At 73.1% G+C, this 13,444-nt stretch carries 16 protein-coding genes; 10 read left to right on the plus strand and 6 right to left on the minus strand.

The window, feature by feature from the left end; genetic code table 11:
- Positions 1-41 precede the first annotated feature (41 nt).
- Together OG625_RS17025 and OG625_RS17030 are read left to right on the plus strand one after the other, a co-directional pair.
- Complete coding sequence (locus OG625_RS17025) at positions 42-722, plus strand: HD domain-containing protein (protein WP_329381320.1); 681 nt, start codon at positions 42-44, stop codon at positions 720-722.
- A 90-nt stretch (positions 723-812) separates the two neighbouring features.
- Positions 813-2,027: a Cmx/CmrA family chloramphenicol efflux MFS transporter gene (locus tag OG625_RS17030; protein WP_329381322.1), complete on the plus strand. Its 1,215-nt coding sequence runs from the start codon at positions 813-815 to the stop codon at positions 2,025-2,027.
- Positions 2,028-2,256: 229 nt separating this feature from the next.
- Here OG625_RS17030 and OG625_RS17035 read toward each other — a convergent pair whose 3' ends face one another.
- Together OG625_RS17035 and OG625_RS17040 are read right to left on the minus strand one after the other, a co-directional pair.
- Complete coding sequence (locus tag OG625_RS17035) at positions 2,257-2,523, minus strand: DUF4031 domain-containing protein (RefSeq protein ID WP_329381325.1); 267 nt, start codon at positions 2,521-2,523, stop codon at positions 2,257-2,259.
- Positions 2,524-2,530: 7 nt separating this feature from the next.
- The gene (locus tag OG625_RS17040; protein ID WP_329381327.1) at positions 2,531-2,908 is read right to left on the minus strand and encodes a hypothetical protein; all 378 of its coding nucleotides are present in this window, start codon (positions 2,906-2,908) and stop codon (positions 2,531-2,533) included.
- Between the two features lie 361 nt (positions 2,909-3,269).
- Between OG625_RS17040 and OG625_RS17045 the strand changes: the two genes are divergently transcribed.
- From OG625_RS17045 to OG625_RS17065, 5 genes are all read left to right on the plus strand, one after another.
- Positions 3,270-4,151 carry a MurR/RpiR family transcriptional regulator gene (locus tag OG625_RS17045; RefSeq protein WP_329390735.1) on the plus strand — a complete coding sequence of 294 codons (882 nt, stop codon included), beginning with the start codon at positions 3,270-3,272 and terminating at the stop codon, positions 4,149-4,151.
- Between the two features lie 8 nt (positions 4,152-4,159).
- Positions 4,160-5,092 (plus strand): N-acetylmuramic acid 6-phosphate etherase, encoded by a 933-nt coding sequence (gene murQ / locus OG625_RS17050; RefSeq protein WP_329381330.1) that lies wholly within the window; start codon positions 4,160-4,162, stop codon positions 5,090-5,092.
- A 68-nt stretch (positions 5,093-5,160) separates the two neighbouring features.
- Positions 5,161-6,684, plus strand: a complete 1,524-nt coding sequence (locus OG625_RS17055; RefSeq protein ID WP_329381333.1) for a PTS transporter subunit EIIC — start codon at positions 5,161-5,163, stop codon at positions 6,682-6,684.
- A gap of 66 nt (positions 6,685-6,750) precedes the next feature.
- On the plus strand, positions 6,751-7,467 hold the full coding sequence (locus OG625_RS17060) for a 2-phosphosulfolactate phosphatase (protein WP_329381335.1): 717 nt from the start codon (positions 6,751-6,753) through the stop codon (positions 7,465-7,467).
- A gap of 205 nt (positions 7,468-7,672) precedes the next feature.
- Complete coding sequence (locus OG625_RS17065; RefSeq protein ID WP_329381338.1) at positions 7,673-8,263, plus strand: GNAT family N-acetyltransferase; 591 nt, start codon at positions 7,673-7,675, stop codon at positions 8,261-8,263.
- An 86-nt stretch (positions 8,264-8,349) separates the two neighbouring features.
- Here OG625_RS17065 and OG625_RS17070 read toward each other — a convergent pair whose 3' ends face one another.
- Entirely contained in the window at positions 8,350-8,817 is a 468-nt protein-coding gene (locus OG625_RS17070) for an RICIN domain-containing protein (RefSeq protein WP_329381341.1), read from the minus strand.
- A gap of 250 nt (positions 8,818-9,067) precedes the next feature.
- On the opposite strand from OG625_RS17070, the gene OG625_RS17075 reads away from it, so the two are divergent.
- The gene (locus OG625_RS17075) at positions 9,068-9,850 is read left to right on the plus strand and encodes a hypothetical protein (protein WP_329381344.1); all 783 of its coding nucleotides are present in this window, start codon (positions 9,068-9,070) and stop codon (positions 9,848-9,850) included.
- Here OG625_RS17075 and OG625_RS17080 read toward each other — a convergent pair.
- Genes OG625_RS17080 through OG625_RS17090 form a run of 3 tightly spaced genes read right to left on the minus strand, consistent with a single transcriptional unit; the run spans position 9,847 to position 12,248 of the window.
- Positions 9,847-11,328, minus strand: coding sequence for a serine/threonine-protein kinase (locus OG625_RS17080; RefSeq protein ID WP_329381347.1), 1,482 nt, complete (start codon positions 11,326-11,328; stop codon positions 9,847-9,849). The genes OG625_RS17075 and OG625_RS17080 overlap by 4 nt on opposite strands.
- Positions 11,329-11,355: 27 nt before the next feature.
- Positions 11,356-12,033 carry a hypothetical protein gene (locus OG625_RS17085; RefSeq protein ID WP_329381350.1) on the minus strand — a complete coding sequence of 226 codons (678 nt, stop codon included), beginning with the start codon at positions 12,031-12,033 and terminating at the stop codon, positions 11,356-11,358.
- Complete coding sequence (locus OG625_RS17090; RefSeq protein ID WP_329381352.1) at positions 12,030-12,248, minus strand: hypothetical protein; 219 nt, start codon at positions 12,246-12,248, stop codon at positions 12,030-12,032. Before OG625_RS17090 ends, OG625_RS17085 begins: the two co-directional genes overlap by 4 nt.
- Positions 12,249-12,363: 115 nt before the next feature.
- On the opposite strand from OG625_RS17090, the gene OG625_RS17095 reads away from it, so the two are divergent.
- Both OG625_RS17095 and OG625_RS17100 read left to right on the plus strand, forming a co-directional pair.
- A complete protein-coding gene (locus tag OG625_RS17095; RefSeq protein ID WP_329381354.1) occupies positions 12,364-13,203 on the plus strand; it encodes a helix-turn-helix domain-containing protein in 840 nt (279 codons plus the stop codon).
- Positions 13,187-13,441: a DUF397 domain-containing protein gene (locus OG625_RS17100; RefSeq protein ID WP_329381357.1), complete on the plus strand. Its 255-nt coding sequence runs from the start codon at positions 13,187-13,189 to the stop codon at positions 13,439-13,441. Before OG625_RS17095 ends, OG625_RS17100 begins: the two co-directional genes overlap by 17 nt.
- The last annotated feature ends 3 nt before the right edge of the window (positions 13,442-13,444 follow it).

The following is a 13,444-nucleotide window of genomic DNA, read 5'->3' on the forward strand; positions in this document are numbered from 1 at the left end:
TCGCTCCACCAGCACAATCACGCCACCCGCACAATGTGCGCATGGACACAGGCACCCCGCACGACGACACCCCCGCCCTCCGCACGCGCTGGCAGGCCACCGTCGCCGCCGCCGGGGCCTCCTCCGGGCGCGACGCCGCCCCCTACGCCGACCGCCTCCTCGCCGCCTGGGCGGAGCCCCAGCGCAGGTACCACACCACCGCGCACCTGGCCGACGTACTCGCGCGGATCGACGTACTGGCCCCGCACGCCGCCGACCCCGCGGCCGTCCGTCTCGCGGCCTGGTTCCACGACGCCGTCTACCGGCCCGACCGCTCCGAGAACGAGGAGCGCAGCGCCGCCATGGCCGAGCGCGCCCTGCCCGAGCTCGGCATCGACGCCGCCCGCACCGCCGAGGTGGCCCGGCTGGTCCGGCTCACCGTCACCCACGACCCCGCCCCCGGCGACACCAACGGCGAGGCCCTCTGCGACGCCGACCTGGCCGTCCTCGCCGGCGCCCCCGACGCCTACGCCGCGTACGTGGCCGCCGTCCGCGAGGAGTACGGCTTCGTCCCCGACGAGGCCTTCCGCACCGGCCGCGCCGCCGTCCTGCGCCAGCTGCTCGACCTGCCGCGGCTCTTCCGCACGCCGTACGGAGCCGCGCACTGGGAGGCCCCGGCCCGCGCCAACCTCGCGGCGGAGCTCTCCCACCTCCAGGGAACACAGGCCGCGCCGGGAATTTGATCCCGTTCACGGTGGTTGGTGACAGTCATGCCCGCCGATGCCGCAAGCCCCATGGATCCCGCACGCCCCAGCCGGCCCGCACGTCGCCGCATGCCCGTGGCCGTCTACGTCCTCGGGCTCTCCGTCTTCGCGCTCGGCACCAGCGAGTTCATGCTCTCCGGACTGCTGCCACCCATCGCCGAGGACATGGGCGTCACCATCCCCCAGGCCGGCCTGCTCATATCCGCCTTCGCCATCGGCATGGTCATCGGGGCTCCGCTGCTGGCCGTGGCCACCCTGCGCCTCCCCCGCCGCACCACCCTCGTCAGCCTCATCAGCCTCTTCGGCCTCGGGCAGGTGGCGGGCGCGCTGGCCCCCTCGTACGAGCTCCTCTTCGCCTCCCGCGTGGTCTCGGCCCTCGCGTGCGCGGGCTTCTGGGCCGTCGGCGCGGCCGTCGCGATCGCCATGGTCGACAAGGACCAGCGGGCCCGCGCGATGGCCGTCATGATCGGCGGCCTGTCCATCGCCAACGTCCTCGGCGTCCCGGCGGGCGCCTTCCTCGGCGAGCACCTGGGCTGGCGCTCCGCGTTCTGGTCGGTCGGCGCGGCCTCCGCCGTCGCCCTCGTCGGCATCCTGGCGCTGATCCCGCGCATCCCGCTGCCCACCGAGAAGCCCTCCCTCGCCCGTGAGCTGCGCATCTACCGCGACCGCCAGGTGTGGCTGTCCGTCGGCGTCACGGCCCTCGCCGCCGGGGGCGTCTTCTGCGCCTTCAGCTACCTGTCACCGCTGCTCACGGACGTGGCCGGGCTCGACTCCGGGTGGGTCCCGTGGATCCTCGGCCTCTTCGGCGTCGGCGCGCTGATCGGCACCACCATCGGCGGCCGGGTCGCGGACGCGCACCTGTTCGGCGTGATGATCTGGGGCATCACCGCCTCCACCGTCTTCCTCACGGCGCTCGCCCTCCTCGCCTCCACGGCCGCCGCGGCGATCGCCCTGTCCTTCCTCCTCGGCGTCTCGGCCTTCTTCACCGCCCCCGCCCTCAACGCCCGCATGTTCAACGTCGCCGGCGCGGCCCCCACCCTGGCCGGCGCCACCACCACGGCCGCGTTCAACCTCGGCAACACGGGCGGCCCCTGGCTCGGCGGCACCGTCATCGACGCGGGCCTCGGCTTCTCCGCCACGGCCTGGGCGGGCGCGGCAATGACCGTCACGGCCATCGCCCTGGCCGTCACGGCCCTCCGCCTGGACCGCCGGCGTACGCAGGGCCGCGTGGTGGCCTCCTCGGCCTCGGCCCCGACCGCGGCCGTGGTCTCCGAGCGGGTCTAGGCCGCTTCTCTCGGAGCGGGGCGGCGTGAGGGGCCGGCCTGATCCGCAGGGAAACGGCCCAGGCGTCCGGCTCGAAAGGATGCGAGCCGGGGGCTCCCCTCTTCCCCGGACGGGCGGCCCGCTCCACCAGCGCCGCCGCCGGGCGCGGGGGTGAGGGGGTCGCCGTTCAGCTCGGTCTCGGTCTCGGTCACTGCCGCAGGCCAACGGCGCCCACTGACACTCCCGGCGCCTACGCCGGACGCCCCTTCGGGCGGCGCAGGCCCGCGCCCGTGAGGCGGCGGACCAGTTCCTTGCTGCCGATCTCCACCGCGCCCGCCGCCACGGCGTCGGCGTAGCGGTGCGAGGGCACGTCGTAGTGGTCCCGTTCGAAAGCGCGCGGCGGGCACCCCACCGACGCCGCGAAGGCGTGCAGTTCCTCGTACGAGACGTCGCTGACCAGGTGGGACCACATGCGGCCGTGGCCCGGCCAGGTGGGCGGGTCGATGTACACCGTCACCGGCGGCTCACCGGCCCGGGTGGAAGACCGGCCCGAGGGCGCCGACGGACGCCACCCTCACGCCCGCCTCCGAACACACCCAGTGCGGGTCGGGTCCCAGCTCCGGCTCCACGTCCAGCGCGTGCGGGTCACCGTGCCCGCAGACGGGGCAGAGCGGCCAGCGGCCGTACTTCTCCAGCAGCGCGTCCTGCACGTCCTGGGCGACGAGTCCGGGAAGGTAGTCGACCCCCTCCGGCCACTGCTCCACCCACCACCGGCGGTGCGTGACCGAGTCCTCGACGAGGGAGACGACATCGGCGTCGGCGACCTCGCCGGCGGCGAGATCGGCGAGAACAAGTGCACGGGCGACGTGCAGCGCCTGTTCCAAGGGGGTCGCGTGGTCCATGCGCCCATTGTGGCCCCGCGACGGGCCGGTGGCGAAGGTCCTCTTTTCGAGGACCTCATGGCGCCTTGCCCCGCCCCTCCGCCGAAAATAGATTTCACGTGTGAGCGAGAAGCCGAAGAAAACCTTCACCCCGCCGTCCCCGCCCGCGTCCGCCCCGCCGGCCGGGGATACGGCCCGGGACACGGCCCGCCGGAACCCGGCCCCGGAGGCCAAGCCCGGCCCGGGCGGCGCGGGAGCGCCCCACGGAGCCGCCGCCGGCAAGGCATCGGCCCGCAAGGGTCCCGCCCGCGAAGCCAGGGCCGGCGCAGGCTCAGCCGCCACGGCCACCGAGCCGACCACCCCGCCCCCGCCGGCCCACGCCCTGCGCGCACGCGTGCGTGGGCTCGGGTCCTCCCTGACGCGGTCCATGCGTTCCGTCGCCGAAGCCGTCGTCCAGGATCCCGCCGGGTGCGCGCAGCTCACCGTCACCGCCCTCGCCGAGCGCACCGGGACCAGCGAGGCCACCGTCGTCCGCACCGCGCGCCTCCTCGGTTACCCCGGCTACCGCGACCTGCGCCTCGCGCTCGCCGCCCTCGCCGCGCAGCAGGAGTCCGGCGCCGCCCCCGCCGTCACCGTCGACATAGCCGTCGACGACCCCCTCGCGGACGTGGTCGCCAAGCTGGCCCAGGAGGAGGCGCAGACCCTCGCCGACACCGCCGCCGGCCTGGACCTGAACCAGCTCGCCGCCGCCGTCGCCGCCCTCGCGGCCGCCCGCCGCATCGACATCTACGGCATCGGCGCCTCCGCCCTCGTCGGCCAGGACCTCGCGCAGAAGCTGCTCCGCATCGGGCTGATCGCGCACGCCCACAGCGACCCCCACCTCGCCGTCACCAACGCCGTCCAGCTCCGCCCCGGCGACGTGGCCGTCGCCATCACCCACTCCGGCTCCACGGGCGACGTGATCGAGCCGCTCCGTACCGCCTTCGAGCGCGGCGCCACCACCATCGCCCTCACCGGCCGCCCTGGGGGCACCTCCCGGCCGAAGGCTGGGGGAGCGCCCGTCACCCGTTACGCCGACCACGTCCTGGCCACCTCCGCCGCCCGCGAGACCGAGCTGCGCCCGGCCGCCATGTCCAGCCGGACGAGCCAGCTCCTGGTCGTCGACTGCCTGTTCGTGGCCGTCGCTCAGCAGACGTACGAGCGGGCCGCGCCCGCGCTCGCAGCCTCGTACGAGGCCCTCGCCCACCGCCACTCCGCCCGCTAGGAAGGCCCATGACCGCGTACGCCGAACTCCGCGCCCAGCTCGACACCCTGACCACCGAGGCCTTCCGCCCCGAACTCGCCGAGATCGACCGGTTGTCCACCCTCGACATCGCCCGCACCATGAACGCCGAGGACGCCACCGTCCCGGCCGCCGTCGCCGCGCAGCTGCCGCGGATCGCCGCCGCGATCGACGCGATCGCCGCCCGCATGGCACGCGGCGGCCGGCTCGTCTACGCGGGCGCCGGCACCGCCGGCCGGATGGGCGTGCTGGACGCCAGCGAGTGCCCGCCCACCTTCAACACCGACCCGGCGGAGGTCGTCGGCCTGATCGCGGGCGGGCCCTCCGCGATGGTCAAGGCCGTCGAGGGTGCCGAGGATTCGAAGGAGCGGGCCGCCGAGGACCTCACCGCGCTCGCGATCGGCCCGGACGACACCGTCATCGGCATCTCCGCCTCCGGCCGCACCCCGTATGCGATCGGCGCCGTCGAGTTCGCCCGTACCCGTGGCGCGCTCACGGTCGGGCTCTCCTGCAACGCCGGCTCCGCGCTCGCCGCGGCCGCCGAACACGGCATCGAGGTGGTCGTCGGACCGGAACTCCTCACCGGCTCCACCCGCTTGAAGGCGGGCACCGCGCAGAAGCTCGTCCTCAACCTCATCTCGACAATCACCATGATCCGCCTGGGCAAGACCTACGGGAACCTCATGGTCGACATGCGCTCCTCGAACGAGAAACTGCGCGCCCGCGCCCGCCGCATCGTGGCGCTGGCCACCGGCGCGCCCGACGAGGAGATCGAGGCGGCGCTCACCGCCACCGACGGCGAGGTCAAGAACGCCATCCTCGTCATCCTCGGCGGGGTCGGCGGCAACGAGGCCGCCGAACTCCTCGCCGCCTCCCGGGGCCACCTCCGCGCGGCCCTGGCCGCCACCCCCCGGAACGACTGACCCCCGCCCCACCACCCCATCGCCCCCAACCCCCCACCACCACCCCCGCACAGCAAGGCGACCCCCACATGCCCACTGACAAGAACCGCGCCACAGCCGCCGCGATCCTCCCCCTCGTCGGCGGCCCGGAGAACATCACCTCGATCGCGCACTGCATGACCCGCCTGCGCATCGCCCTGCGCGACCGCTCGCTCGTCGACGACGAGGCGCTGAAGGCCCTCCCCGCGGTGCTGGGCGTGGTCGAGGACGACACGTACCAGATCGTGCTCGGCCCGGGCACCGTCGCCCGGGTGACCCCGGAGTTCGAGGCGCTGGTCGAAGAGGGCCGCGCGGCGGCGGGCGGCACCGGCCACCATGCCGTCACCGCGGACGAACTCCAGGCTCAGGGAGCCGCGTTGAAGCAGGCCCAGAAGGCCCGCAACGCCACCCCCGTCAAGCTGTTCCTGCGCCGCATCGCGAACATCTTCGTCCCGCTGATCCCGGCCCTGATCGGCTGCGGCGTGATCGCGGGCCTGAACGGCGTCCTCACCAACCTCGGCTGGCTCCCGACCCTCGTCCCGGCCCTCGCCGCGATGGCCTCCGGGTTCATGTCGCTGATCGCCGTGTTCGTCGGCTACAACACCGCGAAGGAGTTCGGCGGCACGGCCATCCTGGGTGGGGCGGTCGCCGCCATCATCGTCTTCCCCGGGGTCGCGAAGATCACCGCCTTCGGCCTGGAGCTCAAGCCCGGCCAGGGCGGCGTACTGGGCGCCCTGGCCGCCGCCCTCCTCGCGGTCCACGTCGAGAAGTGGTGCCGGAGCTGGGTCCCGGAGGCCCTGGACGTCCTGGTCACCCCCACCCTCACGGTCCTGATCTCGGGCCTGGTCACCCTCTTCGGCCTGATGTTCCTCGCCGGCGAGGCCTCCTCCGCCATCGGCACCTTCGCCAACTGGCTGCTCGCCACCGGCGGCGCCTTCGCGGGCCTGGTCCTCGGCGGTCTCTTCCTCCCCCTGGTCATGCTGGGCCTGCACCAGGCCCTGATCCCCATCCACACCACCCTCATCGAGGGGTCCGGCTACACGGTCCTCCTCCCCATCCTCGCCATGGCGGGCGCGGGTCAGGTCGGCGCGGCCATCGCCGTCTACTACAGGCTCCCGCGCAACGGCTCCCTCCGCGCCACCATCAAGTCCGCGCTCCCGGCCGGGTTCCTGGGCATCGGCGAACCGCTCATCTACGGCGTCTCCCTCCCCCTGGGCCGCCCCTTCATCACCGCCTGCGTGGGCGGCGCGGCCGGCGGAGCCTTCGTGGGCCTCTTCAACCAACTCGGCGTCGCCTTCGGTTCCACCGCCATCGGCCCCTCGGGCTGGGCCCTCTTCCCCCTCCTGGACGGCAAGTCGGGCATGGGCGTCACCATCGCCATCTACGCGGGCGGCCTGGCCGTCGGCTACCTGGTGGGCTTCGCCGCCACCTACTTCTTCGGCTTCACGAAGCTTCTCCGCACCTCCCTCAACCAGGGCGACGAGGACACGGAGACGACCGCTACGCAAGAGCCGAGCACGGCCACCGGGCAAACGGGCCCGAAGACCCCGGATCCGGCCGTACTCACCCGCTGATCAACTCGGCGGACCGCCCGGACGTGGACGTGGACCCGGCCGGGTGCATGCACGATCATGACCCGAATGGACCCTCGTTTCCTCGGCATCCCCGAGCTGACCGAAGCCCCGTCCGTCGCGGTCGTGGTCGACGTGATGCGCGCCTTCACGGTGGCCGCCTGGGCCTTTGCCCAGGGGGCGGAAAAGATCGTTCTCGCCGAGTCCCTGGACAAAGCCCTGGCCCTCAAGACGCGCCACCCGGACTGGGTGGCGCTCAAGGACGGTCCGCCCGCGCCCGGGTTCGACGCCGTCAACTCTCCCGCCCTGCTGCGGTCCGTCGACCTCGGCGGACGGACCGTCGTACAGAAGACCACGGCAGGGACGGTCGGCGCCCTGGCGGTCAAGGAGGCGTCGCTGGTGCTGTGCGCCGGCTTCGTGGTGGCGGAGGCGACGGCTCGGCTCTTGCGGACGCGCCAGAGCGACAGCGTCACGTTCGTCGTCACCGGCGAAGACGGGCAGGCCGATGAAGACCTGGCGTGCGCCCAGTACATCGCCCTGCGGGCCACCGAGGCCGCCGGGGCCGCCGGGACGGATGCCGCCGAGTTCGTCCGCCGCGCCGCCGGATCGCGCGCCGCCGCCGAGCTGGCACAGGGCGTGCGTCAAGGAGCCCACCCCGATGACGTCGCCCTCTGCCTAGAGGTCGACCGCTTCCCCTTCGCCATGGTGGCGACCTCGGAAGGTCCGCTCATGGTCCTGCGCCCCCACGCGATGCCGTCGCCGTCCGACGAGGACCCGGCCGCCTGATCGCGTCGATCACGTCCCTGGCGCGAGATCCGCATGACCGGCCCGGCCGGCCCGGCCGCCCTGGAGCGCCAGTTCTTCGACGCGGCCGGCCCCGAGGGCCAGGACCTGCTCGCGCGCCTGCGCGCCTCCGCCGAGTCCCCGTACTGACCGGCCCGCCCGATTGCCGTACGTGCTCCTCCCCCTGAAGGTCTGACATCCTGCGGGAATGCCCGACGCGATACCCCCCGTAGTCCCGGCCGGCCGCATGCGCGCCCTCCCGCACCCGGAGTTCGCCCTCCCCGGCCCCCTGCGGCTGCGGCCCTGGCAGCCGTCCGACACCCCCGCGCTCGTCGCCGCGTACGAGGACCCGGACATCCGGCACTGGAACCGCCCGGGCCACCGCACCCTGGCGGAGGCCGAGGAGCGCATCACCCGGTGGCGGGACCTCTGGGAGGCCGAGGAGGCCGCGGTCTGGGCACTCGCCCCGGCCGGCGGCGGCCCGGCCGTCGGGCTGATCGGCCTGGCCGACCTCGATCTGGCGGGCGGTACGGGCGAGTTCCTGTACTGGCTGCTCCCCGCCGGCCGCGGCAGCGGCGCCATGCTCGCCGCCACCACCCGCGTCACCCGCTGGGCCTTCGAGGACCTCGGCCTGCACCGCCTGCGCATCACCCACTCCGTCCACAACCCGGCCTCCTGCGCCATCGCCACCAAGGCCGGCTTCCCCCTGGAGGGCACCATGCGCGGCGCCCTGCTCCACGCGGACGGCTGGCACGACGAACACCTCCACGCCCGCCTCCGCACGGACCCACCCGCCTGAGGCTCCCTCAGCAGCGGTAACGAGGCCGGAGGACGGGCGCGGGGAGGGAGGCCGGTCGCGCCCCCTCCCCCCGCGCGTCGCGGCGGCTAGGCCGGGGGGAGGGGGACGTCCCAGCGCTGCCAGGCGGCGCCCGTGCAGTTGCGCACGTTGATGCCCGCCCCCTGACTCGGGTCCCCGGCGTTCTGGATGCTGAGGCACTGGTTGTTCACCTGGGTCGCCAGCTGGCGGCCCACGACGTCCCAGCGCTGATTGGCCTGGCCGTGACAGTCGCCCACGACCTGGGCAGCAGCGTTCAGCTCCCCGTTGCGGACGTCCAGACAGTGACGCTCGGCGAGGTTGCGCAGCTTGCGGCCCTCCCAGAACCAGAGCTGGCTCCCCACCCCTCCGGCGCAGTTGCGAACCTCCACGTTGTCGCCGTTGCTGGTCAGGCAGCGGCCGTCAAGGTCGGTGTGGATCTCGAAGAAGTCGGCTGCCCCGGCCGGCGATGCCAGCCCCGGAGCGACCGCGCCCACCAGGGCGAGCGTCATGGCTGCGGCCGCGAGTCGAATGCGCATGCGGAAAGTCCTGTCGTTCCTGTGCCCCCGCCGCACTCCACGGCAGGTCGTCACGGACAGGCGCTACCCGTGTACTCATCGTAATCAACCCTGGATTTCGGGTTACCCCCCGGTGGGCGCGGCACTGCTGCGAATGTAAGCCCAAGTGCCTTCAGGGGTTGCACCCTGATACGACGTCAGGGTCCGCTCGGGGTACGCCGAGGGGTCGCCCCGATAGCCCGCGATACGGGCCCGGCCGCAGGCTGAGGGCATGCAGATCACCACTGAGCAGCGCCCGCAGGCCACCCTCCGCCGCACCGCCGCCGGGATCGCCTTCGCCGCCGTGCTCGGCGCCGCCGCCTTCACCGCCACCGGCACCGCCGAGGCCGCCGAGGCACCCGCCCCGAGCGCCGCGCCCGCGTACGACTTCAGCGACTGCCCCGCCATCCCCGCCGGGGTCGACGCGACCCACTGGAAGTGCGAAGTCCTCACTGCCACCGGCTCGTTGACCCTCGGCAACCGCACCCTCCCCGAACTGGCCCCGATGACCATCACCCACGCCGAGGGCCCCCTCCCCGACGGTTCGAAGGGCCAGGTCTGGGGCGCCCTGCGCGGCGGGCCGACCACCGTCCCCGGCGGGATCCTCGGCGGGCCCGCCGGCGCGCACAACCCGCGGATGGCGCTGTCCCTCCAGCCCGAGTACGGCGGCCGCTCCGACTTCTACTCCGTCGGGAACAACATGGGCCTCTTCACCCTGCGCTTCCGCGCCGTCAGCCCCGCCCTGCCGGACGGCTGCGTCATCGGCGGCGGCGACACCCCGATCGAGTTCCGCCTCAAGCGCTCGGGCAGCTCCCAGTGGATCTCCAAGACCCCGCCGATCATCAAGTTCGACGCGTACGACGACACCTTCACCGTCCCGGCCGCCACCGACTGCGGCCCCCTCGGCGGCCTCCTCAACACCCGCCTCGACCTCCCGGCCGCGACCGGCAACTCGATCACCTTGTCCGCGCACTACACGTTCAAGACGTACGACCAGCTCCCGCCGATCGGCTAGCCGGTCTTCCAGTAACTGGCGACGGCGCGGGTGGCGATCTCATCGACCCGTGCCTTCGCCGTCTCGGGGCCGGTGGCCAGGATCACGTGATACCTGCCCTCCATGACGAGGACCGTGTTGCGGGCGTAGATCGACCGGTCGAGCTGGTCGGTCCAGGTGTAGGTCCCGTGTGCGGCCGGCAGGAGGCCGACATTGGTCGAGCGGATGTTCGTCGCCGAAGACCAGGAGGACGATCGGTACGGCTCAAGTTCCCGCTCGTCCTCCTTCTGGTAGGCAACGGGGTCGGCGCCGGGTGCGGCCTCGTCCCGGCCGGCGACGATGATCAGCTGGAAGTCGTCCTGGTGGAAGACGTGCTGGCCGTAGACGTTCTCCGGTCGGCGCCCCCACCCCCAAGGCACTTCGACGGTGAAGCCCTTCCCGCTCATCACCTCGTACGGGGGCACACTCGACGAGGCCGACGGCGAGGACGAGGTCGAAGGCTTCGCCCCGGGCCCACCGCCCCCGCCCTTCCCCCACTGCTCGATCAGCGTCGGGGTGAGGGTCAGCGCGACCACCGCGAGACCGGCCGCGCCCAGACCCGCGAGCATCCGGATCCGGCGACGGTCCCGCCCAGCCGGCGTCGCATCGGCTCCCGCCACCGCGCGCGCCTCCGTGGCGGACCTGAGGCGGGCGACCACCTCCGCTCCCGGAGTCCGCTCGCCCGGCTCCTTCGCCAGGAGCTCGGCGATCAGCGTCCCCAGTACCGGAGCCCGAACGGCCCTCGGCGGCGCGTCCATGAGGACCGCCGCCACGGTGCCCTCGATGCTGTCCCGCCGGAAGGGAGAGGTTCCCTCGACCATCTCGTACAGCACGACTCCGAGGGACCACAGGTCCGCTTCCGGGCCCGGCTGATGGCGGCCGCTCATCCGCTCGGGGGCCATGTACGCCACCGAGCCCATCACCTCGCCCGAGCGGGTGAGGTCCGGTTCCCCCTGGATGTACGCGACGCCGAAGTCCGTGAGCAGGACCCGCCCGTCCTCCCCGAGCATGATGTTGGACGGCTTGATGTCCCGGTGCAGTACGCCCTTCCCGTGCGCGGCCACCAGGGCCTCGGCCACACCGACGAGCATCGCCGCGGCCTCCGCCTCGTCGAGCGGCCCGCGCTCGGAGAGGAGCTCGGACAGCGTCCGTCCGTACACCCGCTCCATGACGATCCAGGGCCGCCCGTCCTCCACGACGACGTCGTAGACGGCGACGACCGACTGGTGCCCCGCACGTGCCGCGGCCTTCGCCTCACGCAGGATCCGCTCGATGCGGGCACGGTGGGTGGAGTCGTCCAGGTCCGTGCGGACGTAGGCCTCCTTCACCGCGACCTGACGATCGACGAGCCTGTCGAGCCCCGCCCACACGGTTCCCATGGCCCCGGATCCGAGCCGTTCCGTGAGGAAGTACCGGTCCCCGATGAGCCGGCCCCCGGCCGCCTCTCCCCCGCTCGTCATGAGCGCATGATGCCCGACCGCCGCGCCTCACGGGCGGCCTCCGGAGAAGTCCCGGCCGACCGCCGCGGTCCGCAGGAAGCGCACCAGGTCCTCCACGCCGTAGCCGAGCCGCGGCCCCCGTTCGGCCGCCATCAGCAGCAGCTGGCCGACGACCTCGGCGCCCCACCCATCCGGCCCGTCCGCCGACCACTCCCACAGCTTCTCGATGCCCAGGTCGTTCATGAGCAGCCCGTGCTCCTCCCGGACCTCGGCGCAGGTCCCGGCGACCGCGTCGAGCAGCCGCGCCCCCGGCCGCTCGCAGCGCAGCCCGAAATAGCCCCCGATCTCCTCGACCGAACACCCCTGCGGCGGCCGCGCCTTGACCCCCTCATAGCGGGCGTCCTCGAACTGCGGGCACTCCCCCACCGGGCAATGGATCAGCGTGAACCGCTGCCACCCCGGCGGCGGGGGCGGCTGCGGTCGCCACGCGGTCAGCCCGAAGGCCTCGTGCACGAGCGCCGTCGCCTCGTCCGCCGTACCGGCCGTCCGCGCCTCCCTCCGCTCCCCGTCGTCCCCCGTGGCCGTCCACGCACCGGCGCCCTCGTCGCGTTGCGTGCGTACGGAAAGCCCCGTGTCCCGGCGCTTCCACCCGCCACTGACGAGGGCCGCCTCCAGGGCGTGCAGCTTCCAGCCGAGTTCGAACCCCCACTCCACGGCCTCGCTCACGGGTGGGCCCGCTCGTGCAGGACGGCGGCCAGCCGGAGCGCGGTGTCGAGGTTGCAGCGGCCGAGGTCGACCAGCGGGAGGCCGTACGAGCCGGCGGCGGAGACCCGTTCCACGTCGAGGGAGGGGAAGACGACCCCCACCCCGGCCAGGGACTCCTTCAGCTGCTGGACGGCCTCCTCGGCCGCCGTCATCCGCTCCTGCGGAGAGAGCACCATGACATGTCACCTTTCTACTCTGAGTGTTCACGTTCTTCACTCAGCGTGGCGACGCCGTGGCTAGCCTTGCAAGCAGGCAGATGCAGCAACACGTGAAGTTGCAACAGGAGTTGCCATGCCCGCACCCAAGGACCTCGACCCCTCCTCCTCACCCCGCGCCCTGCTCGGCGCCGAACTGCGCGTAGCCCGCGAACGCGCGGGCCTCAGCCAGGCCGATCTCGGCGAGCCGCTGTTCGTGAGCGGCTCGTACATCGGACAAATGGAGGCCGGGACCCGCCGCATCACCCTCGAACTCGCCCGCCCGATAGACGAACTGCTCAACACCGGGGGCTTCTTCGTCCGCAACTGCGCGGCGTCCGCCCGGTCGAAGTACCCCGACCACTTCGCGGAGGCCGCCGAGGCCGAGGCGGAGGCCACGGCCATCCGCGAGTACGCGCCCCTGCTGATCCCGGGGCTGCTCCAGACGGAGGCGTACGCCCGCGAGGTCTTCCACGCGTACCAGCCCACCGCGCCGAAGGAGGTCATCGACCAACTGACCGAGGCCCGACTGGCCCGCGCCTCGCTGCTCACCGATCCCACAACGCCCCTGTTGTGGTGCGTGCTGGACGAGGCGGTGCTGCGGCGAGTGGTCGGCAGCAAGGCCGTGATGGCCGAGTCCCTGCGCCATATCGCGGCCCTGATCCGGGCACGGAGGGTCATCGTGCAGGTGGTCCCATTCAGCGCGGGAGCCCACGCCGCACTGGAGGGCCCCCTCAAGCTGATGTCCTTCGACGATGCTCCCCCTCTCGCCTACGTCCAAGGCAACGGGACAGGAAGGCTGTTGGACGATCCGGCCGAGGTTGCCCGACACACCCTGACCTACGATCTCCTCACGGCGAGCGCGCTGCCACCCAGCCAATCCCTGGCTCTGATCGAGTCCGTGGCGGAGGATTACGCACATGATCAGCACAACTGAGTACGACCTCTCGGCGGCTGTCTGGCACAAGTCCAGCTACAGCGGCGGCAGCGGCGGCGACTGCCTGGAGGTGGCCACCTGGCGCAAGTCCACCCACAGCGACGCCAGCGGCGGCAGCTGCCTCGAAGTCGGCGACGGCCACCCCACCCTCGTCCCCGTCCGGGACTCCAAGCAGCCCGAAGGCCCGCACGTGGTGTTCCACGCACGGGCCTGGGCCGCCTTCGTCGCCTCCCTCTGACGG

The sequence above is a fragment of the Streptomyces sp. NBC_01351 genome (assembly GCF_036237315.1).
GTDB lineage: Bacteria > Actinomycetota > Actinomycetes > Streptomycetales > Streptomycetaceae > Streptomyces.

Coding starts and splice junctions, on each gene's coding strand:
- OG625_RS17040 (WP_329381327.1), bottom strand. CDS start 2,908: ATGGACCACGCGACCCCCTTGGAACAGGCGCTGCACGTCGCCCGTGCA.
- OG625_RS17095 (WP_329381354.1), top strand. CDS start 12,364: ATGCCCGCACCCAAGGACCTCGACCCCTCCTCCTCACCCCGCGCCCTG.
- OG625_RS17075 (WP_329381344.1), top strand. CDS start 9,068: ATGCAGATCACCACTGAGCAGCGCCCGCAGGCCACCCTCCGCCGCACC.
- OG625_RS17030 (WP_329381322.1), top strand. CDS start 813: ATGCCCGTGGCCGTCTACGTCCTCGGGCTCTCCGTCTTCGCGCTCGGC.
- OG625_RS17025 (WP_329381320.1), top strand. CDS start 42: ATGGACACAGGCACCCCGCACGACGACACCCCCGCCCTCCGCACGCGC.
- OG625_RS17100 (WP_329381357.1), top strand. CDS start 13,187: ATGATCAGCACAACTGAGTACGACCTCTCGGCGGCTGTCTGGCACAAG.
- murQ (WP_329381330.1), top strand. CDS start 4,160: ATGACCGCGTACGCCGAACTCCGCGCCCAGCTCGACACCCTGACCACC.
- OG625_RS17065 (WP_329381338.1), top strand. CDS start 7,673: ATGCCCGACGCGATACCCCCCGTAGTCCCGGCCGGCCGCATGCGCGCC.
- OG625_RS17080 (WP_329381347.1), bottom strand. CDS start 11,328: ATGACGAGCGGGGGAGAGGCGGCCGGGGGCCGGCTCATCGGGGACCGG.
- OG625_RS17060 (WP_329381335.1), top strand. CDS start 6,751: ATGGACCCTCGTTTCCTCGGCATCCCCGAGCTGACCGAAGCCCCGTCC.
- OG625_RS17055 (WP_329381333.1), top strand. CDS start 5,161: ATGCCCACTGACAAGAACCGCGCCACAGCCGCCGCGATCCTCCCCCTC.
- OG625_RS17090 (WP_329381352.1), bottom strand. CDS start 12,248: ATGGTGCTCTCTCCGCAGGAGCGGATGACGGCGGCCGAGGAGGCCGTC.
- OG625_RS17070 (WP_329381341.1), bottom strand. CDS start 8,817: ATGCGCATTCGACTCGCGGCCGCAGCCATGACGCTCGCCCTGGTGGGC.